This window comes from Streptomyces sp. NBC_01622 (genome assembly GCF_045209635.1).
Classification (GTDB): domain Bacteria; phylum Actinomycetota; class Actinomycetes; order Streptomycetales; family Streptomycetaceae; genus Streptomyces.
The window spans coordinates 4,276,203-4,302,123 of the sequence record NZ_CP109293.1 but is presented as its reverse complement, the minus strand read 5'-3'; the positions used below and the strand labels follow the sequence as shown (position 1 = coordinate 4,302,123).

Genomic DNA, 25,921 nt, shown 5'->3' with positions numbered 1-25,921 from the left:
GGGGAACAGGCGGGGGAGTTGGTGGGCCAGGCAGCGGGCCGAGCGGGCGGCGGGAGCTGCCCGTGCCGCTCGCCACCGCACTGACGCTGGTGCACATCCTGTTCGCGGTCACCGTCGTCGGCGGGCTCGGCGTGCTGTTGACCGCCGCGTCGTACGACACGCTCGACGGCCAGGTCGTCGCCCTCGTCGCCTACGCCGCCGCGCCGGGCGTCCTCGGCTGGTGGCTGGCCCGGCGGAGCTGGGAGGGCGGGACCCGGGTCCGGCTCGGACTCGTCGCCGTACAGGGCTGGTTGATCCTCGGCGGTGTCGTCAACCTCGTCTCGGGGTCCGCCCGCGGCGGCCTCCAGCTCTTCCTCCCGATCGTCATCCTCTTCCTCCTGTTCCGCCCGGAGAGCCGTCAGTGGTACGGCCTCGCCGGACTGGAACGCGTCGAGCGCCGCCCGTTCTCCCTTGCCCGGCTGATCCGTTGGCGCCGGGACGAGGGACAGACGGCGGTCGAGTACGCCGGATTCATCGCCATCGTCGCCGCCATCATCACCGCCCTGCTGGTCACCGGCCTCGGCACCCAGATCTTCGGCGGCATCCAGTCGGAGGTCTGCAAGGTCACCGGCATGGCCTGCGGTACCGGCACGACCACTACCACCACCGAGACCGGCACAACGGGCGCCGACAAGCCCACCCCCGCCGACAACGAGCCCGCCCCCGCCGACAACAAGACAAATGGCAAGACGGACGGCCAGACAGACGACCAGGCAGGCGACAACGACGGCTGCTTCTCCGGCGTAGGCGCCTTCTTCGGCTGCGCCGGTGACCAGGTCAAGCAGGTCGGCCAGGGCCTCTTCGTCGACGGCGTCTGGGGCGACCTCACCGGCATCTACGGCATGGTCCGCCACCCCATCGACACCGTGAAGGGCATCGGCGACTACGGCAAACAGCTCGGCGACGACTGGTCCAAGAACTCCAAGGACGCCGGAAAGAAGTGGTCCGACGGCGACTACGGCGGCGCCCTGTGGGACTGGACCGGCGCTTCCGTCAAGACGGGCGGCACGGTCCTCTACGACCTGTTCATCGGCGATGACGTCGCCAAGGACTGGAACAACGGCGACAAGACCCGCGCCGTCACCCACGTCCTGTGGAACGTCGGCTCCCTCTTCATCCCGGGCTACGACGGCGCCAAGATCGTCGAGAAGGTCGGCGACCTCGGCAAGATCGGCAAGCTGGGGAAGCTCGGCGAACTCGCCGAAAAGGCGGCCAAGGCGGCGGAGGACGCGAAGAAGGCGGCCAAGGCCGGGGACGTGGCAGGCGCCGAGAGGGCGGCCAAGGAGGCCGACGAAGCGGCCGGGGCAACGGAGAAGAAGGCCCGGCAGACCGGCTGCCTGGTCGGCGCGCCCGGCCGCCGCATCCCGTACGGCGACAGCGGTGGCCCCACGTTCGGAGGCAGCGGCACCGGCACCACGGTCCTGGCCGCCGGCAGCTCGCCGTATGTCGTACTCGCTCAGGGCGAGGACTGCGACGAGGACGCCGAGAAGGAGGCCGAGGAGGCCCGGAAACAGGCGGACGAGGCCGACGAGGCGGCCGGGCGGATGACCAAGGAAGAGGTGGAGGCGGCCAAGAAGCCGACCGTGCGGCAGGGCGACCCAAAGAAGTTCAAGGACCACTTCCTGCGCCACAAGAAGCTGCTGGAGGACGCGCTGGGCACCAAGTACAAGAAGCTCAAGGAGGACGGCCCGCGCTTCCTGCAGGACATCGAGGCCAACATCAAGAACGGCACGTTCAAGCTCGTCGGCAAGGGCACGCTGAAGAAGGGTGAGGCGGAGGGCCTCATCTACCGTGGCAAGGGCGTGACCGTCGTCCTGCACGAGAACGGCGACTTCTGGACCGTCCTGAAGTCCGGCGAGGGCCTGGACACGTCCCTCCAGATCACCAAGAAGGCCGAGTGACCGAATGACAGGAGCAGCTGTGCCGCCTGCAAGCCCGTCCCCTTCGGGCCCGACTCCCTGGAGCACCGCGGAGGACGTGCTCCGCCGGCGCCGCGTCACGGACGTCCTGGTGCCGGGCCGGATCGACCGGGACGAGACGATGTCCCGGTTCGTCCCCCAGCCGCTCGTCGTCTTCGTCCTCCTCGACGACGGGGCCCTGCGTCTGGAATCGGTCGGCGGCTACGGCCAGTTGGAGGTCCGGGTGGTGGACAGGGTCACCCTGGCCGGCGTCGACCTCTTCGCGGCCATCGAGGAGGAAGGGGACGAACTCGCCCTGGCCTCCCAGGGCGAACAGCTCTTCGGCGACAGCTGGGACCGCCTCCGCTGCACGGCGGTCCGCCCCTTCACGGACGCCGGCTCGAACCCCGAGGCGGGTGTGGTCAAGTGCCTCGCCCTCGAACTGGAGTCCCGCTACTGGCTCTTCTTCGATCCGACGTGGCCGTTCGGCATCAGAGTCGGCAACGCCGAGGACATGCGCCGCTGGGAGTCGGAGTACGGGGAGCACTCCGGCCGGAACGCGGGGACCCGCCACCCCGGAACGACCTGACCCGGGAAAGGAAGCGGAAGTTGGAGGAGCCGGGAGAACACCCGTTGCCGGACCTGCCCCCTGCTTCCCTTGCTCCCGCTACTCCGTCTCCAGCGTCACCCGAACCCCCACCCCCACCCCCCACTCCGCCATGACCCCCGCCTCCGCCTCCAGCACATGCCGGGACCGGATCCGCGGCAGGCCCAGCCGCCCCGGCTTCATCGTGTGGACGGCGACGACCTCCAACTTCCGGTTCAGGTAAGCCACATCGATCGGGAAGCGCATCCGGAACGTGTGCACACTGCTCGCCGGCGAGAGCAGCATCGCCCCGTCGATCCCGTCCCGGCCGAGCAGCCCCTTCGTCCGCGCCCGGTAGGAGGTCGCGAACTCCAGCGGAACGGCGACCGCGCCCGCGGTCCCCCGCACGACCAGCTTCCCCCGCCCGTCACTCCAACGTCGTCCCATGCCAGGTCACCCTCCTGCACCACTCCGGATCCGATGCCGACCGACCGTATCCACCCCGGACTGGGCCCCACATGGGCCCACGGACCCATGCCGCGCCCGCCGCCATCCGGATATCGTCCCCGCGTGCGCCTGATTCTGATCGTCGTAGGTGCCCTGTGGGGCGCGTGGTCGGGCCTGCTGGTGCCCCGCGCCGCCCACCGCCTCTCCGTCGAGGCCGAGGAACCCTGGAACGGGCGTTGCCCCGACGGCCACCCGATCACGGGCCCTTCCGACGGCTGGCTGGGCCGCGCCCGCTGCACCGAGACCGCCGACACCGACACCGACATCAACGGCTCACGCCGGTGCGGCCCCTACGGCCCCAGCACCCCCGCCGTATCCACCGCCACCGCCCTCGTCTGCGCGACCCTCGCCGCGGCCACCGGCCCCCACCCCGAACTCGTCGTCTGGCTGCTCGCCGCCCCCGTGGCCGTTCTGCTCGCGCTCGTCGACCACCGGGTGCACCGCCTCCCCGACGTCCTCACCCTCCCCCTCGGCGCCGCCACCCTCGCTCTCCTCGGCGTCGCGGCCCTGCTGCCCGCCGGCGCCGGCTCCTGGCTCACCGCCCTGCTCGGTGGACTCGCCCTCGGCGCCGGGTACTTGGCGCTGTATCTCATCAACCCCGCCGGCATGGGCTTCGGCGATGTGAAGCTCGCCCTCGCCCTCGGCGCGGCCCTCGGCTGGTACGGCTGGCCGGTGCTCGTCACGGGGGCCTTCGCGGGGGTGCTGTACGGCGCGCTGTACGGCCTCGGCATGGTCGCGCTGCGCCGGGCGGGCCGTAAGACGGCGATTCCGCTGGGGCCGTTCATGCTCGGCGGCGCGTTCACGGGTGTGGTGCTGGGAGCGTTCGCGGTGGCGTGAGACGGTGGTGAACCCGGGAGCCAGGGGGCCGGCGACGAACGAGGTGACGTACCCGTGCGGAAGATCTCCTACATGATGTCCGTGTCTCTCGACGGTTTCCTGGAGGGCCCCGACCGGGACATCAGCTGGCATCTGGTCGACGACGAACTCCACCAGCACATGAACGACACCCTCAGGCCCATGGGCGCCTTCGTCGACGGCCGGGTCACCCACGAACTGATGGCCGCCTTCTGGCCCACCGCCGACGCCGACCCGGACGCCTCCGCGGTCACCGCCGAGTTCGCCGCCATCTGGCGGGACAAGCCGAAGATCGTGTACTCGCGGACCCTGCCCGGCGGTCCCGCCGAGTGGAACACGACCATCGTGTCCGAGGTGGTCCCCGAGGAGCTGCGCGCCCTCAAGGAACAGCCCGGCGGCGACCTCTGCCTCGGCGGCGCCGATCTCGCCGCCACCTTCTTCCGGCTCGACCTCGTCGACGAGATCAAGGTGTACGTCCACCCGGTCCTCATCGGCCGCGGCAAACGCATGTTCCCCGAGGCCGACACCCACACCGCGCTCCGCCTCGTCGAGACCCACACCTTCGGCAACGGGGTCGTCCTGCTGCGCTACGAGCGGGCCGCCCCGTAAATCCGTTGTCCGCCGTGCTCTCACCGGATAGGAAGAACCCATGACTGGACTCGGCGCGGTGTTCCGTCCCCAACTGCCCCCCGAGCGACTCCGTGCGGTGGTCGAACTCGCCGACGCCTCGGGGCTCGAAGAGCTCTGGCTGTGGGAGGACTGCTTCCGCGAGGGCGGGATCTCGGCCGCCGCGGCGGCGCTCGCCTGGAGCGAGCGGGTGCGGATCGGGGTCGGACTGCTCCCGGTCCCGCTGCGGAACGTGGCCATCACCGCGATGGAAGCCGCCACGCTGTACCGGCTGTTCCCGGGGCGCCCGGTCCTCGCCGTCGGACACGGCGTACAGGACTGGATGGGCCAGGTCGGCGCACGCGCCGAGTCCCCGGTGACCCTGCTGCGCGAGCATCTCGACGCGCTGCGCGCCCTGTTGCGCGGGGAGCGGCTCACGACTCAGGGACGCTACGTCAGGCTCGACGACGTCGGCCTCGACTGGCCGCCGGCGGGTCCCGTCGAGATCCTCGCCGGCGCCGGCGGCCCGCGCACCCTCCGCCTCTCCGGCGCGGCGGCGGACGGCACGGTCCTGACCGCGTCCACCGCCCCGGACGGCGTCCGACGGGCCCGCCAACTCATCGACGAGGGACGGGAGTCGGCGGGTCGTACCGAAGTGCACAAGGTCGTCGTCTATCTCCTCACCGCGACCGGACCGGGCGCCGCCGCCCGACTCCGCGCCGAACTCGCCGAAGAGGGCCTGGAGTCGGTACCCGACCTCGGTGTCGCCGGTGACGCGGACGCCGTCGCGAAGGCCGTCCAGCGCCTCGCCGAGGCCGGCGCCGACACGGTCGTCCTCCAGCCCACGGGCGACGAACCCGACCCGGAGGCCTTCGTACGGTTCGCGGCGGAGGAGGTCGGGGCACTCGTCCCCTGACTCCCCTCAGGCCCCCGGAGGCCGGTGATCCCCGGCCGCCCCGTCGACGAGTTCCCGCACGATGTCCATGTGCCCCGCGTGTCTCGCCGTCTCCTCGATCAGATCGACCAGCACCCAGCGCAGCGACACGGAGTGCTCGCGCCACACCGGGCGGCCGACCGCGTCCAGCGGCAGTTCCGTGATGACCCGGTCGGCGGCGGCGCGGGCACGGCCGTAGAAGGCGACGATCTGTTCGGTCGTCTCGTCCGGGGCGGCGCTCATGTCCTCGCCCTTGTACGGGTCGAACCACAGTGGCTCGACCTCGCGGCCGAAGCTCTCCACGAACCAGCCGTACTCCACGGACGCCAGATGCTTCACCAGCCCGAGCAGACTCGTGCCCGAGGGTGTCATCGGGCGTCTGACCTGCTCCTCGTCAAGACCGTCCAGCTTCCACAGCACCGCGTCCCGGACCCGGTCCAGGCTCGCGCGCAGCGTCGCCTTCTCGTCGCCGTGGTACGGCATGCCCACATCCCCGTCATCGGCCATGCTTCGGAAATTAGCAGCGCCCACTGACAACGCCCTGCGACCATCGCCCCATGGGCAACAGCAGGAGCTTTGAGGATCTTGTCGCGGAAGGGGCCGCCGTCCCCACCGAGGGCTGGGACTTCTCGTGGTTCGAGGGGCGGGCCACCGAGGAACGGCCTTCGTGGGGGTACGCGCGCTCCGCCGGGGACCGGCTCACCCGTGCGACCACCGCCCTGGACGTCCAGACCGGGGGAGGGGAGGTCTTCGACTTCGCCCTGGGCCGGGCCGCCGCGCAGCCCCCGATGATGGTCGCCGCCACCGAGGGCTGGCCGCCGAACGTCGCCAAGGCCACCGCCCGGCTCCGCTCGCGCGGGGCCGTGGTGGTCGCGGCGGCCGAGGACGCCCCGCTGCCCTTCGCCGACGCCGCCTTCGATCTCGTCCTGAGCCGCCACCCGGTCCGCGCCCACTGGCCCGAGATCGCCCGCGTCCTGCGCCCCGGCGGTACCTACTTCGCCCAACACGTGGGCCCCCGCAGCGCCTTCGAACTCGTCGAGCACTTCCTCGGCCCCCAGCCGGAGGGCGTGAGCGGTGCCCGCGACCCCGAGCGGGAGCGGGCCGGCGCGGAGGCCGCGGGGCTGGAGGTCGTCGGCCTGCGGGCCGAGCGGCTGCGCATGGAGTTCCATGACATCGCGGCCGTCGTGCACTTCCTGCGCAAGGTGATCTGGATGGTCCCGGACTTCACGGTCGAGGCCTACGAGCCCCAACTCCGTTCCCTGCACGAGCAGATCGAGGCCACGGGCCCGTTCGTGACCCACAGCACCCGGCACCTCTTCGACGTACGCAAGCCGCTCGTGTGACGCCCGCCTGATTCAGGCATGCGGTCCGGAGGTCACCTTCCCGATCACCAACTCCGCCTGCGCCTCCAGCACTTCGCCCACCCGTTCCGCGCGCTCGCCCAACTCCCGTTCCTGCCGCGCCGTCAGCCGTCCCAGCGGCTCCACCGTGACGGTCGTACGCCGTCCGCGTCTGCGCTGGTGCCAGACCCCGGCCACCACCCCGTCGACCAGCAGCACGGGGTAGTTGCCGGCCTGCCCGCCCGCCAGCGCCCGCCGGTACGCGGCCCCCGGGAACAGCGTCTCGCGGGGCTGGGCGGCGATGACGTAGGCGTCGAAGTAGGGGAGGAGGCGCACGCCCCGGACGGGTTCCTCGGGGAATGTCGTGTCGCCCGCCGCCAGCCACGCGCGCGTGCCCTCGAAGTCGGCCTCCTCGATCCCGCCCTCGGCGGCACAGGTCTCGAAGAGCGCCGTCGCCCAACCTCCGGGCGCCGCGAGCCATTTGGCGAAATCCGGTGGGGTCGCCGGACCATAGGCGCGCAGATATCGCCGTACGAGGGTGCGCAGGGCCTCGGCCGTGGCGAGCGGGGTGAAGCGGGGCGGGCGGGTGTAGGTGACTTTGCGGCCGCGGTTCGGGCCGAAGCACAGGGCGCCGGACTGGCCGGCCCGGTGCAGGACCTGGCGCCAGCGCGGCCACAGGTCCTGGAAGGCCGGCATCACCCGGTCCCCGGCCCAAGGACCGGTGCGGGCGACGACCGCCTCGTCGAGTTCGTCGATGGTCAGGGTCCGTCCGTCCAGGGCGTCGGCGACGGCCGCGACCACCTCGGTGGCCTGCGCGTCGGTGAGCCGGATGTCGGGGGCGAACCGGCCGGTGCCCGGGATCGCGGTCAACGCGGCGCTCCACAGCGGGAGTTCGCCGGTGGGCAGCAGATGGACGGTCCCGCGCGGGCCGTGGGTCTTGAGCAGGGAGGCGGGCGAGCCGTCGGCCTGCCACAACGCCGTTCGCACGTCCGTCCGGGTCCGCCCGGCGGCCCGTACCCCCACCGACACCTCGGCCGCCGACAGCACCTGCGCGTGGGCGGCGAGCATCGACGCCACCACGTCGGCGACCGGTGTGCCGGTCCCGGCCGGGGTGTCCAGGAACTGCCGTTCGAGGCGGCGGGCGCTCGCCCGGTCCCAGGTGATCTTCACGGTCATGCCGCGACGCTAGAGCCGAACTAGGTCACCGGACGTCCTCCATACGTCCACGCGGTTTCCACATCGTTATCGAGATCGACTCGCGTCCCGGCCATCTCCTCACGTAGGTTCAGACCAAGATAATTCGCGTGAGCAAAGCTGCGCGGTCGGCACCGCGCGGTGGAGGGGGCTGCGCGGTGCACTGTCCCCGTCAAGCGGACGTTCGCCGGCGGTGTCACCCCTGCGAGCGACACGCCGGGGGGTGGGGGAAAACCTCCATGCTCTCCTCTGAATCCGCTGTGAACCGGCCATGATCAGGCCTGGAATCGGGGCTTCCGGACCCCTCGACGCGTTGTCGGCCGACTTCGGAGAGTAGTTGTGGCACGCCGATGCACGCAGCATCACTTACGAAGGGTTATGGTGGAAACCCCCCCTCGGGCCGGTCCGTATCCCCCCCACGGACCGGCCCGATTTTTTGTGCCCCGCGGTGACGACCCCCGCGCGGGCCGGCGAGGGGCCGGGGCCGACGCTCGTACCGACCCCGTACCGCCCCCGTGCCGAACTGGGCCCGACCTTCGTGCCGAACCGGGATGAGCCCAGACATCCCTTGGGGGAACCGGGCTCCAGCGGGGGTAGGCTTCGACGCCGGGGACTGCCATCCACGGAGGGGCTGACAACACGTGAACGTGCGCGACACCCTGCGCCGCCTGCTGGTCAGGTTCTACGCACGCAGGGTGGGAGGCCATCTCGACCACGCGTCGGTGCCCAAGCACATCGGCGTCATCATGGACGGCAACCGGCGCTGGGCGAAGGCCGCGGGCTCCACCACCGTCCAGGGGCACCAGGCCGGCGGCGACAAGATCGAGGAGTTCCTCGGCTGGTGCAGCGAGACGGACGTCGAGGTCGTCACCCTCTGGCTGCTGTCGACGGACAACTTCGACCGCCCGCAGGAGGAGCTCGGCCCGCTGCTCGGCATCATCGAGAACGTCGTCAGTTCCCTTGCCGCGGACGGCCGTTGGCGCGTCCACCACGTCGGCACCCTCGACCTGCTGCCGTCCGGGATGCAGTCCGCCCTCAAGGAGGCGGAGGAGTCCACCGCGCACATCGACGGGATACTCGTCAACGTCGCCATCGGCTACGGCGGCCGGCAGGAGATCGCCGACGCGGTCCGCTCGATGATCCTGGACGCCGCCGACAAGGGCACCTCCTTGGAGGAGCTCGCCGACCACGTGGACGTCGAACTCATCGGCAAGCACCTCTATACGGGCGATCAGCCCGACCCCGATCTGGTGATCCGTACCAGCGGAGAGCAGCGGCTGTCCGGATTCATGCTCTGGCAGACGGCCCACTCCGAGTACTACTTCTGTGAAGTCTTCTGGCCGGCCTTCCGAAAGGTCGACTTCCTGCGCGCGATGCGCGACTACGCGGCGCGACACAGACGTTACGGCGGATGACGGACAAGCTGCCGCGACTACCCCGTTTGGTGCACAAGTAACAAGGAGTTCACCAGGGCGTCGTCATATGCCGTGGCATGGCGGCGCATGTTCGAGGGCATAAGCCAAGCAGGTCGACGCCCGAACCACGGGTGTCGTATCTCAGCGGACGGCACGGGGCCGTCCGCCCGGGAGGCCCTTTGCACCAGTTCGACCGTGCGGTCAGTACGGGCGAGACGGAGGGCCGGTCCTCGGCCCGCGCACTGCGGTCCGGACCGGTCCAGCTCCTCTCCGTCGCTCCCCGACCTCTTCCGAGGGGGTACGTCCTTCCGTGGTGACCAGCACAAAGCGCCGCCTGCCTGACCGGCGCACCTATGTTCTCGACACCAGCGTCCTGCTGGCCGACCCGAACGCACTGAACCGCTTCGACGAGCACGAAGTCGTGCTGCCGATCGTCGTGGTCACAGAGCTGGAGGCCAAGCGGCACCATCCCGAACTCGGCTACTTCGCCCGGCAGGCCCTGCGCCTGCTCGACGAGTTCCGGGTCCGGCACGGTCGCCTCGACGCCCCCATCCCGATCGGGGAACTCGGCGGCACCGTCAGGGTCGAGCTCAACCACTCGGACCCCAGCGTGCTGCCCAGCGGGTACCGCCTGGGGGACAACGACTCCCGCATCCTCGCGGTCGCCCGCAATCTGCAGGCCGAGGGGTACGACGTCACCGTCGTGTCGAAGGACCTTCCGCTCAGGATCAAGGCCTCGTCCGTCGGACTCCTCGCCGAGGAGTACCGCGCGGAACTGGCCATCACGGGCTCCTCCGGCTGGACCGGAATGTCCGAACTGACCCTGCCGGGCGAACAGGTGGACATCCTCTTCGAGGAGGGCCACATCTACGTCCCGGAAGCGGCCGATCTGCCCGTGCACACCGGGCTGACCATCCAGTCCGAGCGCGGCAAGGCGCTGGGCCGGGTCACCGCCGACGGCAATGTCCGTCTGGTGCGCGGCGACCGCGAGGCCTTCGGCATCAAGGGCCGCAGCGCGGAGCAGCGCATCGCGCTGGATCTGCTGCTCGACCCGGACATCGGGATCCTGTCCATGGGAGGCCGGGCCGGCACCGGCAAGTCCGCGCTCGCGCTCTGCGCGGGTCTGGAGGCGGTCCTGGAGCGCCGCCAGCACAAGAAGGTCATGGTCTTCCGGCCGCTGTACGCGGTGGGCGGACAGGAACTGGGCTATCTGCCCGGCTCCGAGGCCGACAAGATGGGCCCGTGGGCCCAGGCGGTCTTCGACACGCTGTCCGCGGTCACCAGCCGCGAGGTCATCGAGGAGGTCACCGCCCGCGGGATGCTGGAGGTCCTGCCGCTCACCCACATCCGCGGACGCTCGCTGCACGACGCGTTCGTGATCGTGGACGAGGCGCAGTCCCTGGAGCGGAACGTCCTGCTGACCGTCCTGTCCCGAATTGGTGCCAATTCAAGGGTGGTTCTCACCCATGACGTGGCCCAGCGGGACAACCTGAGGGTCGGCCGCTACGACGGTGTCGTCGCCGTGGTGGAGAAGCTGAAGGGTCACTCGCTCTTCGCGCATGTGACCCTCACCAGGTCCGAGAGGTCCCAGATCGCGGCGCTTGTGACCGAAATGCTGGAGGACGGCCAAATCTGAGGTAGTTGCAGGTCAGTTGGCGCCGCCCCGTGAAGCGAAAGAGCTTAGCGGGGCGGCGCTTTGGCGTCCTGCTGTTTCTCCAAATCCCCTGGGGCAAACGGGATGTGAGCTTTCACACGCAACTCAGAATTGCCACCCGGCGTCCGGTTACGGCAGAGTCTCACTCCTGTCAGGCCCCGCATACGACACACGTGTACCCCCAGCGGTACGCACCAACTTGAGCATCACAGCCAACTCCACAGCGAAGTCGTATGCCGCCCGCTCTTCACGCGGCGCTCCCCGAGCGGGAGTTGCCCACCGGGCCCGTGCCTCCCGTGACCCCGCAGTTGGGAGGCCAGCGTTCAGGGGCACGATTGCGTCCGCCAGGGTCACCGAAGCGGACGATGCTGGAAGGAAACCGTGTGAGCCGGATTTCGGTCCGGGGATTCGCAGTGGCCTCGGCCACCGCGGTCACCGCCGTCGGAAGCGTCGTGGGCGTTGCCTCTGGCAGCGTCGCTCAGGCGCAGAACAATGACGCCGAGACGACGGCAGCCGACACCACGCTCCTGGCGGACATCCCCACGGGCCAGCAGGCCCAGGTCCAGACCGCCTCCTTGACGCAGCAGGCCGACGCCCAGGCGATCCAGGCCGACGCGAGCGCCAAGAAGGACGCCGAGGAGTCGGCCCGCCTGGCCGCCGCCAAGACCGCGGTCGCCAAGAAGGCAGCAGCCGAGAAGGCGGAGAAGGCTGCCAAGGAGCGCGCCGCGGCGAAGTCCGCGGCCAGCCGTTCCTCCTCCAGCTTCCCCGTGCAGAGCTCGTACACGACCTCGCAGATCCAGGCCATGGCAGCCCAGATGGTGCCGAGCGGCCAGTTCCAGTGCTTCAGCAACATCGTGTCCCACGAGTCCGGCTGGAACTACCACGCCGTCAACGCCTCCTCCGGCGCCTACGGTCTCTTCCAGGCACTGCCCGCCTCCAAGTACTCCTCCGCGGGCTCCGACTGGCAGACCAACCCCGCCACCCAGATCAAGTGGGGCCTCAACTACATGGACAGCCGCTACGGCAGCCCGTGCGAGGCCTGGTCGTTCTGGCAGGCGAACAGCTGGTACTAGGTCGGACGCCCGCCCCGGGCCGCTCAACCTTGCAAGGCCCCTCCCCGTCCTAGGGGGAGGGGCCTTCGCCCTGTACGGTCGGACGCGCAACGGCTCCAAGGGGGAGTGGGGTGGGGACGGACGGGGGAAGAGGGCGGATCATGTCGCGAGTACCAGGGTGGCTCGGCCGGCTCGGCAACGGGCTGAGCGAGATGGGGGAGCGCTTGGACGAGCGCCGTGCCGAGGTGGCGAAGGAACACACCGACGCCGGGCCCGAGTTGCCGGCCGCCGACCCCGAACCCCCGGAGCCCGCCCCGGTACCCGTCACCATCGCCCGTGACCGCCCCGACCCCGCGCTCGCCGTGCCCTGGGGTGTGCGGGTGGCCGCCGAGGCCGGCTGGCGGCTGCTGATCCTGGCCGGCACGGTCTGGGTGCTGATGCGGGTCATCAGCGCCGTCCAACTCGTCGTCCTCGCCTTCGTCGCCGCACTCCTGATCACGGCACTGCTCCAGCCGACGGTGACCCGCCTGATCCGCTACGGCTTCCCGCGCGGAGTGGCCACCGCCCTCACCGCGATCCTCGGCTTCGTCGTGATGGGCCTGATCGGCTGGTTCGTGACCTGGCAGGTCATGGCCAACATCGACAACCTCTCAGGCCAGGTCCAGAACGGCGTCGACGATCTGCGCAACTGGCTGCTCAAGGGCCCGTTCCACGTCACCGAGAAGCAGATCAACCAGATCGCCAAGAACCTCCGCGAGGCCATCGGCGCCAACACCGACCAGATCACCTCGGCCGGCCTGGAGGGCGTCCAGGTAATCGTCGAGGCCCTGACCGGCATCCTCCTGACGGTCTTCTCGACCCTCTTCCTCCTCTACGACGGCCCGCGCATCTGGCAGTGGACACTGAAACTGGTGCCCGCGGCGGCCCGGCCGGCGATGGCGGGCGCGGGCCCGCGCGCCTGGCGCACCCTGACGGCCTACGTCCGCGGCACGGTGATAGTCGCCCTCATCGACGCCGTCTGCATCGGCATCGGCATCTACTTCCTCGGCGTACCGATGGCCGTGCCGCTCGCCGTCTTCATCTTCCTGTTCTCGTTCATCCCGCTGGTGGGCGCGGTGGCGTCCGGCGCGCTGGCGGTCGTCGTCGCGCTGGTCACCCAGGGCGTCGTCGTGGCCCTGTTCACCCTGGGCGTCGTCCTCGCCGTCCAGCAGATCGAGGGCCACATCCTCCAGCCCTTCATCCTGGGCCGCGCGGTCCGGGTCCACCCCCTCGCGGTGGTCCTGTCTGTCGCGGCGGGCGGCATGATCGCCGGGATCGGCGGAGCGGTGGTGGCAGTCCCGTTGGTGGCAGTCACCAACACGGTGGTGAGCTACCTGAAGGCGTACGCCCAGGGCACGGAGCCGGCCCCTCGGCAGTCGCCGAAGCCGAGGGGGGCTACGGCGGTGTCATCGACGCCGGTTGCCCCCTCACCGCCGGACCAGGCCCCGTAACGACCTTTCCCACCCACCCACCCGTTTACCGTCAGTCGAGAGGTGCCACGGTGTAGGCCTCCGCCGACAGGCGGGTCTTCGCCTCCGGCGCCAACTCCCGCAGTACGACGGCCGATCGGGAGGCGATTGCCGTGGCGAGGACCGTCCCCCACAGCTGCTGCGCGGGCAGCTCGGAGTTGCCGATGACCGAACCGAGGTTGAGCTTCAGGTCCTTGGCGTAGTCCGGTATGGCGGACTTCAGCGTGTCCAGCGACATGTCGGCTCCCATCAGCTCGTGCCCGGAGTCGGCCAGCATCGGGAACGGCAGGTCGCGCAGGTCGTCGTGGTCCTTGCGCCAGGCGTGGTGGACGAACTCGGAGTCGCCGGAGAAGCCGAGCACCTGCGCGTCACGGTCGGCGAACTCGTCGTTCAGTTTCCGGTCAGATCGAACGACGGGAACTTGTCACCGACAGTGAGCACTGGCTCTCCTTGCAGCGGAAAGCACCCAAGGGGAATGGGTTTCTCCGCGGTCGCCGAACACCTCCACTTCCGGGACGCCGCCGCGATCGGCATGAGCCAGCCCGCCCTGTCCGGTGCCGTCGCCGCCCTGGAGGACACCCTCGGCGTCACCCTCCTGGAGTGCACCACCCGCAAGGTGCTCCTCTCGCCCGCCGGCGAGCGGCTCGCCGTACGGGCGAAGGCGGTGCTGGAGGAGGTCGGGGCGCTGCTGGCGGAGGCGTAGGCCGTGCGGGCTCCCTTCACCGGGGCGCTGCGCCTCGGGGTCATCCCGACCGTCGCGCCGTATCTGCTGCCGACCGTGCTGCGGCTGGTGCACGACCGGTACCCGGACCTCGACCTCCAGGTGCACGAGGAGCAGACCGCGAACCTGCTCGACGGACTGGCCACCGGACGGCTCGACCTGCTGCTGCTCGCGGTGCCCCTCGGGGTGCCCGGAGTGGTCGAACTCCCGCTGTTCGACGAGGACTTCGTGCTCGTCACGCCTCTTGGCCATCCTCTCGGCGGGCGCAGCGGCATCCCGCGCGAGGCGCTGCGCGAGCTGAACCCGCTGCTCCTGGACGAGGGGCACTGTCTGCGCGACCAGGCCCTCGACACCTGCCGGGAGGCGGGGCGGGCGGACGCCCCCGTCACCACGACAGCGGCCGGGCTGTCCACGCTGGTGCAGCTCGTCGCCGGCGGGCTCGGGGTCGCTCTGCTGCCGCGCACCGCCGTACGGGTCGAGACCACCCGCAGCGACCAGCTCCTCACCGGCTGCTTCACCGAGCCCGCCCCGACCCGCCGGATCGCCCTCGCGATGCGCACCGGCGCCGCCCGCCGCGCCGAGTACCAGGAGCTGGCCGCCGCCCTCCGCGAGACCCTGCGCCCGCTGCCGGTACGGGTGCTGGGCACCGGCAACTGACCCGCCCCCGTTCGGTCAAATGAGCGTCGGACAAAGGAAATCGAACGGCGGGAATTCTCAACTTCCGTCACCCGCAGGCAGGTAGGAAGAACCCGTCCGGAATATGCGCACGGACTGATACACCTTCACCCCTCAGCGCTACACGTCAGTTGCGTGTACGAAAAGCCTAGGGGAGTGATGTCGGGCATTCGGGATTCCCTCGGCCGGGTCGGTCACGACCTGCTCGCGGCGGCTCTTTCGGCCTGCGGGCGCGAGGAGTTCACCGGGGGACTGCGGGTGTCCGGCAGACCCGGCGGCATCTTCCATCTGCGCGGCGGGCTCGTCATCGCGGTGGAGAGTCCCGGCGCGCCGGGCCCCGAGGCACTGCTGCTGCGCTCCGGCCGGGTCAGCGGCGAGCAATGGGCCGAGCTGGTACGGGAGTCGGGCGGCTCGCGCTGGCCGGTGGCCGGACTGATCGCCCACGGGTACGCGGGCGCCGCCCAGTTGCGGATCGTATGTGTGCTGGCCCTGCACGACGCGGCCTTCGCGGTCGTCGCCGGAGACGTCGACAACTGCGAACGCGCCCCGGACGCAAGGCCGTTGGCCCCCGTCGGCATCGGCGAACCCCCGATCCGGCTGCTCCAGGACGGGGCTCGCAAACTCGCCGCGATCGCCTCGCTCCCGTACCCCGTACGGCCCGACCGGGAACGCCCCCGGGCCCCGGCCGGCGGTCTCGACGAGGCCGGACTCGGCATGCTGCAACGGGAGTTGCTCAACCATGTCGACGGCCGCCGTACCGCCCGCGATCTCGCCTTCCGTACCGGGCGCGGGGTCTACCCGGTCACCGCCGAGGTCGCTCGGATGCTCGCCGAAGGCCTGCTGGAGTGCTCCGACACCCCGGTGCCGATCCCGGTCCGGGTGCCGCCCGAGGGGCCCGTCGTACGCCGTCGTGAACCGGCGCCCGCGCCACCGCGGTTCACCGCGCCCACCGCGCTGCCCCGCCGGGATCCGGGGGCCAGCGGCATCACCGAATCTCTCGTCCCCGAAAAGAGCGGGGCGGGCTGGAAAGGGTTCTTCCGCCTGCGGAACGGAACCTCGAAATGACCCTGACGGACAAATGCGATCAGTTTTAGGGGAGTTGAGTAAGTGGATCACAAAGCCCTGACATTGGAAATGCGCACACTGCGGGAACAGGTGACCGGAATCACCGACACCGCACTCACGGCGGCCGACGGACTGCTCATCGCGGCGGACACCGCCGACTCGATCGACCCGGAGGCCCTCGCCGCGCTCGCCGCGGCCGGCCTCGGCCTGGCCCGGCGCACCGCCGAGGCCACCGACCGCGGCACGCTGCGCCAGACGGTGACGTACGGCAGCCACGGCTGCGCCGCGACCTACGCCGTCGGCGACACCGCGCTGATGGTGGTGCTCGGCGACGAGGGGATGGACGTGGACCGGCTGCATCTGGCGGCCCGGCCGACGCTCGACCGGATCGAGTCGATCCTCACCGAGAAGGCATCAGAAGGAGTGTGAAGGGATGGCGACGAAGCGTATGACCCCAGGATTCTCCGACCAGGTGATGGGCCTGGTCAAAACCCTCCGGACCGACGCCCCCGACTGTGTGGCCTCGGGCGTGGTCGACATGTCCACCGGCATGCTGCTGTCGTACGAGACCATCGACAACCACCCGCCAGAGGTCCTCGACCTGCTGGCGGGTGCGACCCTCGATCTGTTCCAGGGCCGGACGGTCGTGATGATCGAGGACGTCTTCAAGGAGCGTCGCGGGATCACCAGTGACCACCACTTCTTCCAGGAGATCCTCGTCAACAGCGAGAACCTCACCCATCTGTTCGTGCGGATGACCGAGCAACAGGACGTCGTCGCCGTGGTGGTCTGCCGCAAGTCGGTGAACGTGGGCATGCTGTTCGCCCAAGTCCGGCGCGTGGTGCGGGAGTACGGGCTCTGAGACACCGGCGGGCGGACGGCTGCGGGCGGAACTGCTATTCCGTGCGCAGCCCGTCCGGCCGCATCATCCGCAGCAGCGGCGGCAGGCTGAGCAGGGTCACCGCCAGGACGACCGCCCCACCGATGCCGGTCATCATCAGCACGCTCGCCCAGTCGACGACCACCGGCGTGGCCGTCATCTTCAGCAGCACCGCGCCCAGGGTCAGCCCCACCGTCGAGGCCAGGGCCAGGCCCAGGCCGATCGGGATCGCCGTCTGCCACAGCACCGACAGGCTCAGCGTGCGCCGCCGGGTGCCGAAGGCGACCAGCGCCGACAGCAGCTTCCTGCGCTCGCGCAACTGCTCCAGCTGCGACACCAGCAGGCTGGCGCCGATCAGGACGAGCACACAGGTCGCGCCGACCAGCAGTCCGGTGCGGATGGACGTGAACTGCGCCGACTGCCGGGTGGCCGCCAGGGTGAACACGTCCGCCAGCGGGTCGAGTTTCGCGGCGGTGTTGCGCACGTAGTCGGTCGCGTCCGGCACCGTGGTGTCGAGCGTGACGAACACATGCTGGTTCAGGCTCTGCGCCGCGTTCGCGGGCAGCGCGCCCGAGGTGATCAGCAGTCCGTCGCGGGCGTAGCCGGTCGGGTCCTCGCGGTGTGCCGCGGTCTTCAGGCCCGCGGGCACCTTCCAGGCCACCGTGTGGGCCGGTGACGAGTCGTACGACGGGTCGAAGAACACCGTCCTGCCCGCCTTGGCCGTCTGCGCCGTCTGGAGGGCGGCGTCGGTGCCGCCGCCGGTGATCCGGAAGATGTCGCCGTCGCGGCAGCCCGTCAGACGGGCCACCTCCTGCAACTCGGCACAGCTGCCGACGGCGACTTCCAGTTCGCCGTCCGGGTTCTTGGCCCGGTCGCCGACCGAGGTGAGGGAGATGGGCGACGTCCGCCGCACGCCCTTGGTCCGGGCGAGCCGGCCGTTGGCCTGGGTCAGCGAGGTGCCGCCGTCGACGGAGACCTCGATCTGGGCCCGGTTCACGTCGTTGCCGGTCTCCTTGGTGTAGTCGCCCTCGACGCCGGCGAACAGCATCTGCAGCGCGATCGCACCGGCCACCGCGACCGCGATGCCGTTGACCATGCGGGCCGCCGTACCGCTGCTCAACTGGAGTCTGCGGACGGCGAGTTGCCAGGACACCGAGCCGGAGTTCAGCCGGGCCACGGTGGCCTCGACGATCCACGGCAGCAGGGCGGTGATGCCGACGAGCAGCAGGACCGTGCCGCCGATCACCAGCCACTGGTTGAAGTTCCCGTTGCTGTTGCCCTGGCCGATCATCGGGTAGAGCATCGCGAGGCCGACCAGCGGCATCAGCAGTCGCCACCACAGCCGCCGCCGCGGCGGCTTCGCCTTGCGGACCACCCCGAGCGGTTCGATGACGACCCCGCGCAACGCGAACAGCGTCACCAGCACGGCCGCGGCCGGCACGGCGACGGCGACGGCCAGGGCGAGCAGCGGCGAGGGGTTGAGGTCGCTGGGGAACATGCTGATGTCCCGCACCTCGATGAGCGAGGCCAACTGCCGCCCCGCCAGGAAGAATCCGGTGCCGAGGACGAGCCCGAGGAGCGCCCCCGCGAGCGCCTCGCCGCCCGCGATCCGGCGCGCCATCCGCCCGTCCGCGCCGACCAGGCGCAGCGCCGCGAGCCGCTGGTCGCGGCGGTCGCCGCCGAAGCGTACGGCCGCCGCGATGAACACGCCGACCGGCAGCAGCAGGACGACGAAGACGATCAGGATCAGCAGCAGCAGGATCGGGTCGAGCTTGTCCGGCGTGCTGTTGGGGGAGGGCCCGAAGTAGTTGATGCGCTCGACATTGCTGCCGTCCTGGTGCTGCAAGAGGTCCTTGCCGCCCGCGTAGTAGGCGAGTTCGGCGGGTCCGATGAGCCCGGTCTGCGCGATGGTGCCGGTGATCCGGTAGGGCAGCCGCTCACGCAGCAGCTTCCCGGAGCCGGACTTCAGGAGCTCGTCGAGCGCGGGGGAGACGACCATCTCGCCCGTCGCCGGGAACTTCGTGAGACCCGGCGGCAGCGGTGCCTTGGTGCCGTCCGGCTCCAGCAGCCGGCCGCGCACGTCCTTGGTGCGGAACGTGGTGTCGGAGTTGGCGATGACGAGGGTGTTGTCCGCCTTCGGCAGCTGCTTCCCGCTGTAGGTGAAGTCCATCCGGGCGTTGCCGCGGTCGTCGCGCTGCGAGAGCGCGTTCGGCAGCGCGGTGGTGAGCAGCAGCAGCGCCACCCCCAGCCCGACGCCGACCGCCGTCAGTACGGCCCGCACCCAGCCCTCACGCCCGCCGGCGAAGGCGAACCGCACCCCCATGGCCAGATCGGCCACCCACTGACGCAGGTTCATACGATCCGCTCCATGTCCTTGGACTTGCCGTCCCGTACGACGATCTCGCGGTCCGAGTACGCGGCCACCCGGGCCTCGTGCGTGACCAGCACGACGGCCGCGTTGGTGGATCGGGCCGCCTCGGTCAGCAGCTCCATCACCCGCTCGCCGTTGAGGGAGTCGAGCGCGCCGGTCGGCTCGTCGGCGAACAGCACCCGCGGGTTGGTGACCAGCGAGCGGGCCACGGCGACGCGCTGCCCCTGACCGCCGGAGACCTCTCCGGGCCGCTTCTTGGCGAGGTCGTCGACCTCAAGCCGCTCCATCCACAGGAGCGAGGCGCGCTCGGCCTCCTTGCGGGAGGTGCCGTTCAGCCGCAGCGGCAGCGCCACGTTCTCGACACAGGTCAGCTCGGGCACCAACTGGCCGAACTGGAACACGAACCCGAACTCCGAGCGGCGCAGCGCGCTGCGCTGGGCGTCGCTCATCGTCGCCATCTCCTGCCCGTTGTACGTGATCGAGCCCGAGTCGGGCGGCACGATCCCGGCGAGACAGTGCAGCAGCGTCGACTTCCCGGACCCGGAGGGCCCCATCACGGCGACCACCTCACCGGGGTGGATGGAGAACTCGGCGCCGTCGAGCGCGGTCGTCGGCCCGTAGGCCTTGCGCAGCTCCTCGGCCGCGAGCAGGGAACCGGCGGGATGTGTCGTCACTTGGCCACCACCTCGGCGAGCTTTTCGAGACGCGCCGCGGTGAGCTCCAGCCACCGCAGGTCGGCCTCCAGATGGAAGAGGGCGTGGTCGCAGATCAGCTGGTCCGCGAGATCGCCCTTGCGCTTGCGGTCGGTCAGGATCCGCATGCCGCGCAGATGCTCGGAGCGCTGCACATCGAGGATCTCCGCCGCGTTGCGGTGCGTGAGCAGCGCGAGAACGACCTTGGTGTAGAGGGTCGACTGCAGATACGGCTCGGGCTTCTCGGGCGTCGCGAGCCATTTCTGTACGTCGGTGATCCCGGCGTCGGTGATCGCGTACCGCTTGCGCTCGGGACCGCCGCCCGCCTCGATGCCGTCGACCTCGACGAGGCCGTTCTTCAGCAGGCGGGACATCGTCGAATAGACCTGGCCGTAGTGCAGCGGCCGGTCGTGACCGAACTTCTCGTCGAAGGCCCGCTTGAGGTCGTAACCGTGGCGCGGGCCGGACTCAAGGAGCCCCAGAAGGGTGTGACCGATGGACATGCGGAGCACTCTACACACGGCGTATACCCGGTGTGTATACGCACGGTGTGTAGATCATGGCGGGGGGTACGGCCCCGCAGGTGGGGGCTGATTGTCACGGTTCTGTCACTGGGGCGGCCGGCCGCGACGCGGCAGTGGCCCGGCTTCGCCGGGAAGCCGCCCCGCCTCCGCGAGAGCGCGGCGCAGCAGGAACTCGATCTGCGCGTTGGCGGACCGCAGTTCGTCCCCGGCCCACCGGGCGACGGCCTCGTACACCGCGGGGTCCAGCCGCAGCAGGACCTGCTTGCGCTCCTGCTGCGGCCGGCGCTTCGCCCCGGAGGGCTCGGAGGAATCTGTCACTGGTACAGGGTCCCCGTGTTCAGCACGGGCTGCGGCGACCGGTCCCCGCAGAGCACCACCAGCAGGTTGGACACCATCGCCGCCTTCCGCTCGGAGTCCAGCTCCACGATGTCCCTCTCGGTGATCCGGGCCAGCGCGGCCTCGACCATGCCCACCGCCCCGTCCACGATCTGCCGCCGGGCCGCGACGACCGCCCCGGCCTGCTGCCGCTGGAGCATCGCCGAGGCGATCTCGGGCGCGTAGGCGAGGTGCGTGAAGCGGGACTCGATGATCTGGACACCGGCCGCCTCGACGCGCGCGCTCAGTTCGAGGACGAGCTTCTCGGTGATCTCCTCGGCGTTGCCGCGCAGCGAGAGCCCGCCCTCGTCGTGGGAGTCGTAGGGGTACTCGATGGCGATGTGCCGTACGGCCGCCTCGGTCTGGATGGCGACGAAGTCGCTGTAGTCGTCCACCTCGAAGGTGGCCTGCGCGGTGTCGCGGACCTTCCACACCATGACCGCGGCCAGCTCGATCGGGTTGCCGTAGGCGTCGTTGACCTTGAGGACCGCGGTCTCGTGGTTGCGGACGCGGGTGGAGATCTTGGTGCGCGCGGTGAAGGGGTTCACCCAGCGCAGCCCGTCCTGGCGGATGGTCCCCCGGTAGCGCCCGAAGAGCTGCACGACCCGCGCCTCGCCCGGCGCCACCGTGTTCAGTCCGCGCATCGCGATGACCGCGGCCAGGAAGACGAGGAGGCCACCGACGATCAGCGCGGCCTTGCCGCCGGGCGCGGTGACCGCGGTGGCGGCGGCGAGCAGTCCGGCGGCGAGCAGCAGCCCGGCCAGTCCGAGGATCAGGGCCAGTGCGCCGCCGATGCTGTGCGCAGCGAACTCGCGCACACGCGGGGCGGGCATCTCGGGTACGTCGGCTGTGGGTGAGTCCGCGGCCATGGTGTTCCCCCATATCTCGGTTGAAGCAAAGTGATATCACTTTACCACCGCACGGCAACCCTCAGCCCCTCTCGCACGTCGGTTCCGTTGAGACAGGTGCTGATTCTCACGTCCGTAAAAGACAGGATCGGCAGACCTTTGTCACAACTGGCGGTGTTAGCTTTCTGAGCTGACTTGCAGACACGGCCGAGACGGAAGCGGAGCAGACGGACTCATGGGACGAGCGGAAGAGCGACGAGCGCGACAACGCGGTGGCCGCCGCGCTGCGCCCAAGACCCGCCGTTCGTCGGGGGCCACCGCCACAGCCACAAAGCCGGCCGGCAGCGCCTCGGCCGGCACGGGCAGCGCGGATGCCAAGGGTGGCAAGGACGCCAAGGGCGGTAAGAGTTTCATACGCAGACTCTTCACCTGGAAGAAGATCCTCGGCACGTTCCTCGGCCTCTGTCTGCTCGGCATCGGCGCGTTCATCGTGCTCTACATGATGATCAGCATCCCCGCGGGCAACGCGACCGCGAAGCTCCAGAGCAACGTCTACAAGTACAGCGACGGCTCGATCCTGACCCGCAGGGGCCAGGTCAACCGGGAGAACGTGGACCTCTCGCAGGTCCCGAAGGCCGTCCAGGAGACGTTCGTCGCCGCCGAGAACAAGACCTTCTACAAGGACGCCGGCGTCGACCTCAAGGGCACCGCGCGCGGTCTGCTCAACACGCTGTCCGGCAAGGGCGCGCAGGGCGGTTCGACGATCACCCAGCAGTACGTCAAGAACTACTACCTGACGCAGGACCAGACCGTCACGCGCAAGCTGAAGGAACTGGTCATCTCGCTGAAGCTGGACCGCGAGAAGTCCAAGGACTACATCCTCGCCGGATACATCAACACCAGTTACTACGGCCGCGGCGCCTACGGCATCCAGGCCGCCGCGCAGGCCTACTACCAGGTCGACGCGAGGAAACTCTCGGTCCAGCAGGGCGCCTATCTCGCCGCGCTGCTGCAGGCGCCGAACCAGTACGACTGGGCGATAGCCACCGACACCGGCAAGCAGCTGGTGAAGGCGCGCTGGAACTACGTACTGGACAACATGGTCGAGCAGAACTGGCTGAGCTCCGCCGAGCGCCAGAAGATGACGTTCCCGACCCCCAAGCCGCCCAAGGCCGAGGCCGGCATGGAGGGGCAGAACGGCTACCTGGTGACCGAGGCCAACGCGGCGCTGGAGAAGCAGCTGGTCTCCAGTGGCCAGGCCGCCAACACCAAGGAGGCCGAGGCGCTGGTCGACGCGGGCGGCTGGACGATCACACTCAACATCGACAAGAAGAAGCAGGCCCGGCTGGAGAAGTCCGTCAAGTCCCAGCTGACCAGCAAGCTCAACGCCAAGAAGCGCAAGGTCGACGGGAACGTCCAGCCGGGCGCGGTGTCCGTGGACCCGAAGACCGGCGCGGTCGTGGCGATGTACGGCGGTGCGGGCTACACGGAGCACTTCACGAACAACGCCACCCGCACCGACTACCAGCCCGCCTCCACCTTCAAGCCGGTGATCCTGGCGGCGGCCCTCGCGGACGACGCCAAGACGCAGTCCGGCAAGACGATCACCACCGACACGCTCTACGACGGCACCAGCAAGCGCCCGGTCGTGGGCAGCGACATCGCCTTCGCGCCGCAGAACGAGGACGACCAGAACTACGGCAAGGTCACCGTCCAGACGGCGATGAACAAGTCGATCAACTCGGTCTTCGCGCAGCTCGGTGTCGACGTCGGCATGGACAAGGTGATGAAGACCGCCGAGCAGCTGGGCATGGACCCCGGCGACCTGAAGGCCGTACCGGCGCAGACCCTGGGCACCATGGGCGCGAGTCCGATGGAGATGGCCGGCGTCTACGCCACCTTCGACAACCACGGCCGGAAGGTCACCCCGGCGATCATCAAGTCGGTCGCGCACAACACGCGCACGGTCACCATGCCGAACCCGATCGGTGCCCAGGTCATCCCGCGTGAGGCCGCCGACACGGTGTCCTCGGTGCTGACCGGTGTGGTCGACGACGGTACGGCGAAGGTGTCGGTGGCCGAGAACAGCAAGCGCGACGGGCAGCAGGTCGCGGGCAAGACGGGTACGTCAGACAACAACAAGTCGGCCTGGTTCACCGGCTACACACCCGACCTGGTCACCTCGGTGGGCCTGTTCGGCGAGAAGAAGGGCAGCGGCGCCCAGGTCCCGCTGACCGGTGCGACCGGCCTGATCACCGCGGGCGGCGGCCGTATCAACGGTGGTGGCTACCCGGCGCAGATCTGGGCGACGTACATGTTCGGAGTGACCAAGGCGAACAGCAAGTTCGACCTGGAGACCGACCAGGGCGCGGCCGTCGAGCCGGACTTCACGCCGACCCCGAGCGCGACCGTGTCGGTGACGCCGTCCGAGACGCCGACGACGAAGAGTCCCTCGCCGACCCCGACGACGGAGTCACCCACGCCGACCCCGACCCCTACTCCGACCCCGACACCCACCCCGACGCCGACGACCAGTTCGCCGACGACACCGGGCGACGGCATCACCGACCAGCCGCTCGACCAGTTCGGCCAGTAGTCGGGTCACACGAGCGAGAGGGCGCCCGGCACATCGCCGGGCGCCCTCTCGCGTACCGCTACTCGAAGTTCGCGGCGATCCGGTCGCCGAGTGCCTTGTTCACGTGTCGCCAGTAGAGCAGGGCGCGGTCGATGACCGAGCGGGACACGTCGGCCTTGAGGTGGCCGGTGACGTTCGACACCAGCCGGTCGCGGGCCGCGTCGTCGAGGACCTCGCGGACCATCGTGCCGGCCTGGCCGAAGTCGTCGTCCTCGCGGTGCAACTTGGTTGCCTCGCGCACGAGTTCACCTGCGGTCTGCCAGCTCGCCGGGTCGCCGAACCGCGCGTAGTCGGCCGCCGGTCCGCCGTAGGAGTTCGGGGCGTACGGGCGTGCCGCGCTGGACGCCTCGTACCGCATCGGGCCGTCCTTGGCGTACGAGTTGACCTGGGAGTGCGGCCGATTCGGCGGCAGCTGGGCGTAGTTGGGGCCGATCCGGTACCGGTGGGTGTCCGGGTAGGAGAACAGCCGGCCCAGCAGCATCTTGTCCGGCGAGGGGCCGATGCCCGGGACCAGGTTCGAGGGCTCGAAGGCGGCCTGCTCGATGTGGACGAAGTAGTCGTCCGGGTTGCGGTTCAGGGTCATCCGGCCGACGTCGATCAGCGGATAGTCCCCGTGCGGCCAGACCTTCGTCAGGTCGAAGGGGTTGAAGCGGTAGTCCGCCGCGTCCTCGAACGGCATGATCTGGACCTTCAGGCTCCAGCTCGGCGCGTTCCCGGACTCGATCGACTCGTACAGGTCCCGGCGGTGCTTGTCGCCGTCGGACCCGGCCAGCTCGTCGGCCTCGGCCTGGGTGAGGTACTCGATGCCCTGGTCGGTCTTGAAGTGGTACTTCACCCAGAACCGCTCACCGGCGCCGTTGATCCACATGTAGGTGTGGGAGCTGTAGCCGTTCATGTGGCGGTACGTCTTCGGGATGCCCCGGTCGCCCATCAGCCAGGTCACCTGGTGTGCCGACTCGGGGGAGAGGGTCCAGAAGTCCCACTGCATGTCGTTGCTGCGCAGCCCGGTCACCGGGTGGCGTTTCTGCGAGCGGATGAAGTCCTGGAACTTGATGGTGTCGCGGACGAAGAAGACCGGGGTGTTGTTGCCCACCAGGTCGTAATTGCCCTGCTCTGTATAGAACTTGAGGGCGAAGCCGCGCGGGTCGCGCCAGGTGTCGGGCGAGCCCTGCTCGCCGGCCACGGTGGAGAACCGGGCCAGCATCTCGGTGCGTTTGCCGGGCTGGAAGAGGTCAGCGCGGGTGAACTGGCTGACGTCGTTGGTGACTTCGAAGAAGCCGTACGCTCCGCTGCCCTTGGCGTGCACCACCCGCTCGGGGACCCGTTCCCGGTTGAACTGGGCCATCTTCTCGATGAGGTAGTGGTCCTGGAGCAGGATCGGGCCGTCGGGTCCGACGGTGAGCGAGTGTTCGTCGCTCTCCACCGGGATGCCGGCATTGTTCGTGGTGTACGGAGTGTGCTGGGGTGCCTGCGTCACGAGCGTCCTCCTGTTCGGAAGAAAGTAGGTCGCTTTCGCTTCGCGTACCCCAGCAGTCAACTCCCAAGCC

Annotated in this window: 23 protein-coding genes and 3 pseudogenes; 15 read left to right on the top strand and 11 right to left on the bottom strand. The window is 69.9% G+C overall.

From position 1 onward, the window contains the following. Positions 1 to 62 precede the first annotated feature (62 nt). Both OH768_RS19235 and OH768_RS19230 read left to right on the top strand, forming a co-directional pair. Complete coding sequence (locus OH768_RS19235) at positions 63 to 1,940, top strand: hypothetical protein (protein ID WP_406455222.1); 1,878 nt, start codon at positions 63 to 65, stop codon at positions 1,938 to 1,940. A gap of 19 nt (positions 1,941 to 1,959) precedes the next feature. Continuing rightward, positions 1,960 to 2,526 carry a hypothetical protein gene (locus OH768_RS19230; protein ID WP_406455220.1) on the top strand — a complete coding sequence of 189 codons (567 nt, stop codon included), beginning with the start codon at positions 1,960 to 1,962 and terminating at the stop codon, positions 2,524 to 2,526. A gap of 78 nt (positions 2,527 to 2,604) precedes the next feature. Here the strand turns inward: OH768_RS19230 and OH768_RS19225 are convergent, their stop codons facing one another. Then, on the bottom strand, positions 2,605 to 2,970 hold the full coding sequence (locus tag OH768_RS19225; protein WP_406455218.1) for a DUF192 domain-containing protein: 366 nt from the start codon (positions 2,968 to 2,970) through the stop codon (positions 2,605 to 2,607). Positions 2,971 to 3,093: 123 nt separating this feature from the next. On the opposite strand from OH768_RS19225, the gene OH768_RS19220 reads away from it, so the two are divergent. The 3 genes from OH768_RS19220 to OH768_RS19210 are packed head-to-tail and all read left to right on the top strand — an operon-like array spanning position 3,094 to position 5,407. Further along, positions 3,094 to 3,867 (top strand): prepilin peptidase, encoded by a 774-nt coding sequence (locus tag OH768_RS19220; protein ID WP_406455216.1) that lies wholly within the window; start codon positions 3,094 to 3,096, stop codon positions 3,865 to 3,867. Between the two features lie 54 nt (positions 3,868 to 3,921). Continuing rightward, a complete protein-coding gene (locus tag OH768_RS19215; RefSeq protein ID WP_406455214.1) occupies positions 3,922 to 4,494 on the top strand; it encodes a dihydrofolate reductase family protein in 573 nt (190 codons plus the stop codon). Positions 4,495 to 4,534: 40 nt separating this feature from the next. Further along, positions 4,535 to 5,407, top strand: coding sequence for an LLM class flavin-dependent oxidoreductase (locus OH768_RS19210; protein WP_406455212.1), 873 nt, complete (start codon positions 4,535 to 4,537; stop codon positions 5,405 to 5,407). A gap of 6 nt (positions 5,408 to 5,413) precedes the next feature. Here OH768_RS19210 and OH768_RS19205 read toward each other — a convergent pair whose 3' ends face one another. Then, positions 5,414 to 5,932 carry a DinB family protein gene (locus OH768_RS19205; protein ID WP_406455210.1) on the bottom strand — a complete coding sequence of 173 codons (519 nt, stop codon included), beginning with the start codon at positions 5,930 to 5,932 and terminating at the stop codon, positions 5,414 to 5,416. A 50-nt stretch (positions 5,933 to 5,982) separates the two neighbouring features. On the opposite strand from OH768_RS19205, the gene OH768_RS19200 reads away from it, so the two are divergent. Further along, the gene (locus OH768_RS19200; protein WP_406455208.1) at positions 5,983 to 6,768 is read left to right on the top strand and encodes a class I SAM-dependent methyltransferase; all 786 of its coding nucleotides are present in this window, start codon (positions 5,983 to 5,985) and stop codon (positions 6,766 to 6,768) included. Positions 6,769 to 6,780: 12 nt separating this feature from the next. Here the strand turns inward: OH768_RS19200 and OH768_RS19195 are convergent, their stop codons facing one another. After that, positions 6,781 to 7,941, bottom strand: coding sequence for a winged helix DNA-binding domain-containing protein (locus OH768_RS19195; RefSeq protein ID WP_406455206.1), 1,161 nt, complete (start codon positions 7,939 to 7,941; stop codon positions 6,781 to 6,783). A gap of 659 nt (positions 7,942 to 8,600) precedes the next feature. Here OH768_RS19195 and OH768_RS19190 point away from each other — a divergent pair. The 4 genes from OH768_RS19190 to OH768_RS19175 all read left to right on the top strand — a co-directional run bounded on the left by OH768_RS19190 (position 8,601) and on the right by OH768_RS19175 (position 13,570). Further along, positions 8,601 to 9,374, top strand: a complete 774-nt coding sequence (locus OH768_RS19190) for an isoprenyl transferase (RefSeq protein ID WP_406455204.1) — start codon at positions 8,601 to 8,603, stop codon at positions 9,372 to 9,374. A gap of 310 nt (positions 9,375 to 9,684) precedes the next feature. Beyond that, complete coding sequence (locus tag OH768_RS19185; RefSeq protein ID WP_406455202.1) at positions 9,685 to 11,010, top strand: PhoH family protein; 1,326 nt, start codon at positions 9,685 to 9,687, stop codon at positions 11,008 to 11,010. 401 nt (positions 11,011 to 11,411) lie between these two features. Then, on the top strand, positions 11,412 to 12,101 hold the full coding sequence (locus tag OH768_RS19180; protein WP_406455200.1) for a lytic transglycosylase domain-containing protein: 690 nt from the start codon (positions 11,412 to 11,414) through the stop codon (positions 12,099 to 12,101). Between the two features lie 140 nt (positions 12,102 to 12,241). Beyond that, positions 12,242 to 13,570 (top strand): AI-2E family transporter, encoded by a 1,329-nt coding sequence (locus OH768_RS19175; protein WP_406455198.1) that lies wholly within the window; start codon positions 12,242 to 12,244, stop codon positions 13,568 to 13,570. 43 nt (positions 13,571 to 13,613) lie between these two features. On the opposite strand, the pseudogene OH768_RS19170 reads toward OH768_RS19175, so the two are convergent. Together OH768_RS19170 and OH768_RS19165 are read right to left on the bottom strand one after the other, a co-directional pair. Next, positions 13,614 to 13,826, bottom strand: a pseudogene (locus OH768_RS19170) (alkyl hydroperoxide reductase); the annotation flags it as partial. A 9-nt stretch (positions 13,827 to 13,835) separates the two neighbouring features. Beyond that, positions 13,836 to 13,985, bottom strand: a pseudogene (locus tag OH768_RS19165) (redoxin domain-containing protein); the annotation flags it as partial. A 78-nt stretch (positions 13,986 to 14,063) separates the two neighbouring features. Between OH768_RS19165 and OH768_RS19160 the strand changes: the two are divergent. From OH768_RS19160 to OH768_RS19145, 4 genes and pseudogenes are all read left to right on the top strand, one after another. Further along, positions 14,064 to 14,966, top strand: a pseudogene (locus OH768_RS19160) (hydrogen peroxide-inducible genes activator). Between the two features lie 177 nt (positions 14,967 to 15,143). Beyond that, positions 15,144 to 16,049, top strand: a complete 906-nt coding sequence (locus OH768_RS19155; RefSeq protein ID WP_406455196.1) for a MarR family transcriptional regulator — start codon at positions 15,144 to 15,146, stop codon at positions 16,047 to 16,049. 69 nt (positions 16,050 to 16,118) lie between these two features. Further along, positions 16,119 to 16,478 (top strand): roadblock/LC7 domain-containing protein, encoded by a 360-nt coding sequence (locus tag OH768_RS19150; RefSeq protein WP_043684600.1) that lies wholly within the window; start codon positions 16,119 to 16,121, stop codon positions 16,476 to 16,478. A 4-nt stretch (positions 16,479 to 16,482) separates the two neighbouring features. Next, positions 16,483 to 16,911, top strand: a complete 429-nt coding sequence (locus tag OH768_RS19145) for a hypothetical protein (RefSeq protein WP_019072752.1) — start codon at positions 16,483 to 16,485, stop codon at positions 16,909 to 16,911. A gap of 34 nt (positions 16,912 to 16,945) precedes the next feature. Here OH768_RS19145 and OH768_RS19140 read toward each other — a convergent pair whose 3' ends face one another. The 5 genes from OH768_RS19140 to OH768_RS19120 all read right to left on the bottom strand — a co-directional run bounded on the left by OH768_RS19140 (position 16,946) and on the right by OH768_RS19120 (position 21,760). Further along, positions 16,946 to 19,285: an ABC transporter permease gene (locus OH768_RS19140; RefSeq protein WP_406455194.1), complete on the bottom strand. Its 2,340-nt coding sequence runs from the start codon at positions 19,283 to 19,285 to the stop codon at positions 16,946 to 16,948. Beyond that, complete coding sequence (locus OH768_RS19135) at positions 19,282 to 19,974, bottom strand: ABC transporter ATP-binding protein (RefSeq protein WP_359602802.1); 693 nt, start codon at positions 19,972 to 19,974, stop codon at positions 19,282 to 19,284. The genes OH768_RS19140 and OH768_RS19135 overlap by 4 nt, the downstream gene beginning before the upstream one ends. Beyond that, positions 19,971 to 20,495 carry a PadR family transcriptional regulator gene (locus OH768_RS19130; RefSeq protein ID WP_359602800.1) on the bottom strand — a complete coding sequence of 175 codons (525 nt, stop codon included), beginning with the start codon at positions 20,493 to 20,495 and terminating at the stop codon, positions 19,971 to 19,973. Before OH768_RS19130 ends, OH768_RS19135 begins: the two co-directional genes overlap by 4 nt. Before the next feature lie 105 nt (positions 20,496 to 20,600). Beyond that, positions 20,601 to 20,834, bottom strand: coding sequence for a hypothetical protein (locus OH768_RS19125; RefSeq protein ID WP_406455191.1), 234 nt, complete (start codon positions 20,832 to 20,834; stop codon positions 20,601 to 20,603). Then, positions 20,831 to 21,760, bottom strand: a complete 930-nt coding sequence (locus OH768_RS19120) for an SPFH domain-containing protein (RefSeq protein ID WP_406455189.1) — start codon at positions 21,758 to 21,760, stop codon at positions 20,831 to 20,833. The genes OH768_RS19125 and OH768_RS19120 overlap by 4 nt, the downstream gene beginning before the upstream one ends. 214 nt (positions 21,761 to 21,974) lie before the next feature. On the opposite strand from OH768_RS19120, the gene OH768_RS19115 reads away from it, so the two are divergent. Next, the gene (locus tag OH768_RS19115; protein ID WP_406455187.1) at positions 21,975 to 24,335 is read left to right on the top strand and encodes a transglycosylase domain-containing protein; all 2,361 of its coding nucleotides are present in this window, start codon (positions 21,975 to 21,977) and stop codon (positions 24,333 to 24,335) included. A gap of 58 nt (positions 24,336 to 24,393) precedes the next feature. On the opposite strand, the gene OH768_RS19110 is transcribed toward OH768_RS19115, so the two are convergent. Next, on the bottom strand, positions 24,394 to 25,851 hold the full coding sequence (locus tag OH768_RS19110; RefSeq protein ID WP_406455185.1) for a catalase: 1,458 nt from the start codon (positions 25,849 to 25,851) through the stop codon (positions 24,394 to 24,396). Positions 25,852 to 25,921 lie beyond the last annotated feature (70 nt).

Excerpts from the sequence above, each read along its gene's own strand:
- OH768_RS19225 (WP_406455218.1), bottom strand. The coding sequence starts at position 2,970 with ATGGGACGACGTTGGAGTGACGGGCGGGGGAAGCTGGTCGTGCGGGGG.
- OH768_RS19210 (WP_406455212.1), top strand. The coding sequence starts at position 4,535 with ATGACTGGACTCGGCGCGGTGTTCCGTCCCCAACTGCCCCCCGAGCGA.
- OH768_RS19205 (WP_406455210.1), bottom strand. The coding sequence starts at position 5,932 with ATGGCCGATGACGGGGATGTGGGCATGCCGTACCACGGCGACGAGAAG.
- OH768_RS19200 (WP_406455208.1), top strand. The coding sequence starts at position 5,983 with ATGGGCAACAGCAGGAGCTTTGAGGATCTTGTCGCGGAAGGGGCCGCC.
- OH768_RS19195 (WP_406455206.1), bottom strand. The coding sequence starts at position 7,941 with ATGACCGTGAAGATCACCTGGGACCGGGCGAGCGCCCGCCGCCTCGAA.
- OH768_RS19175 (WP_406455198.1), top strand. The coding sequence starts at position 12,242 with ATGTCGCGAGTACCAGGGTGGCTCGGCCGGCTCGGCAACGGGCTGAGC.
- OH768_RS19155 (WP_406455196.1), top strand. The coding sequence starts at position 15,144 with ATGTCGGGCATTCGGGATTCCCTCGGCCGGGTCGGTCACGACCTGCTC.
- OH768_RS19150 (WP_043684600.1), top strand. The coding sequence starts at position 16,119 with ATGCGCACACTGCGGGAACAGGTGACCGGAATCACCGACACCGCACTC.
- OH768_RS19145 (WP_019072752.1), top strand. The coding sequence starts at position 16,483 with ATGGCGACGAAGCGTATGACCCCAGGATTCTCCGACCAGGTGATGGGC.
- OH768_RS19140 (WP_406455194.1), bottom strand. The coding sequence starts at position 19,285 with ATGAACCTGCGTCAGTGGGTGGCCGATCTGGCCATGGGGGTGCGGTTC.
- OH768_RS19130 (WP_359602800.1), bottom strand. The coding sequence starts at position 20,495 with ATGTCCATCGGTCACACCCTTCTGGGGCTCCTTGAGTCCGGCCCGCGC.
- OH768_RS19120 (WP_406455189.1), bottom strand. The coding sequence starts at position 21,760 with ATGGCCGCGGACTCACCCACAGCCGACGTACCCGAGATGCCCGCCCCG.
- OH768_RS19115 (WP_406455187.1), top strand. The coding sequence starts at position 21,975 with ATGGGACGAGCGGAAGAGCGACGAGCGCGACAACGCGGTGGCCGCCGC.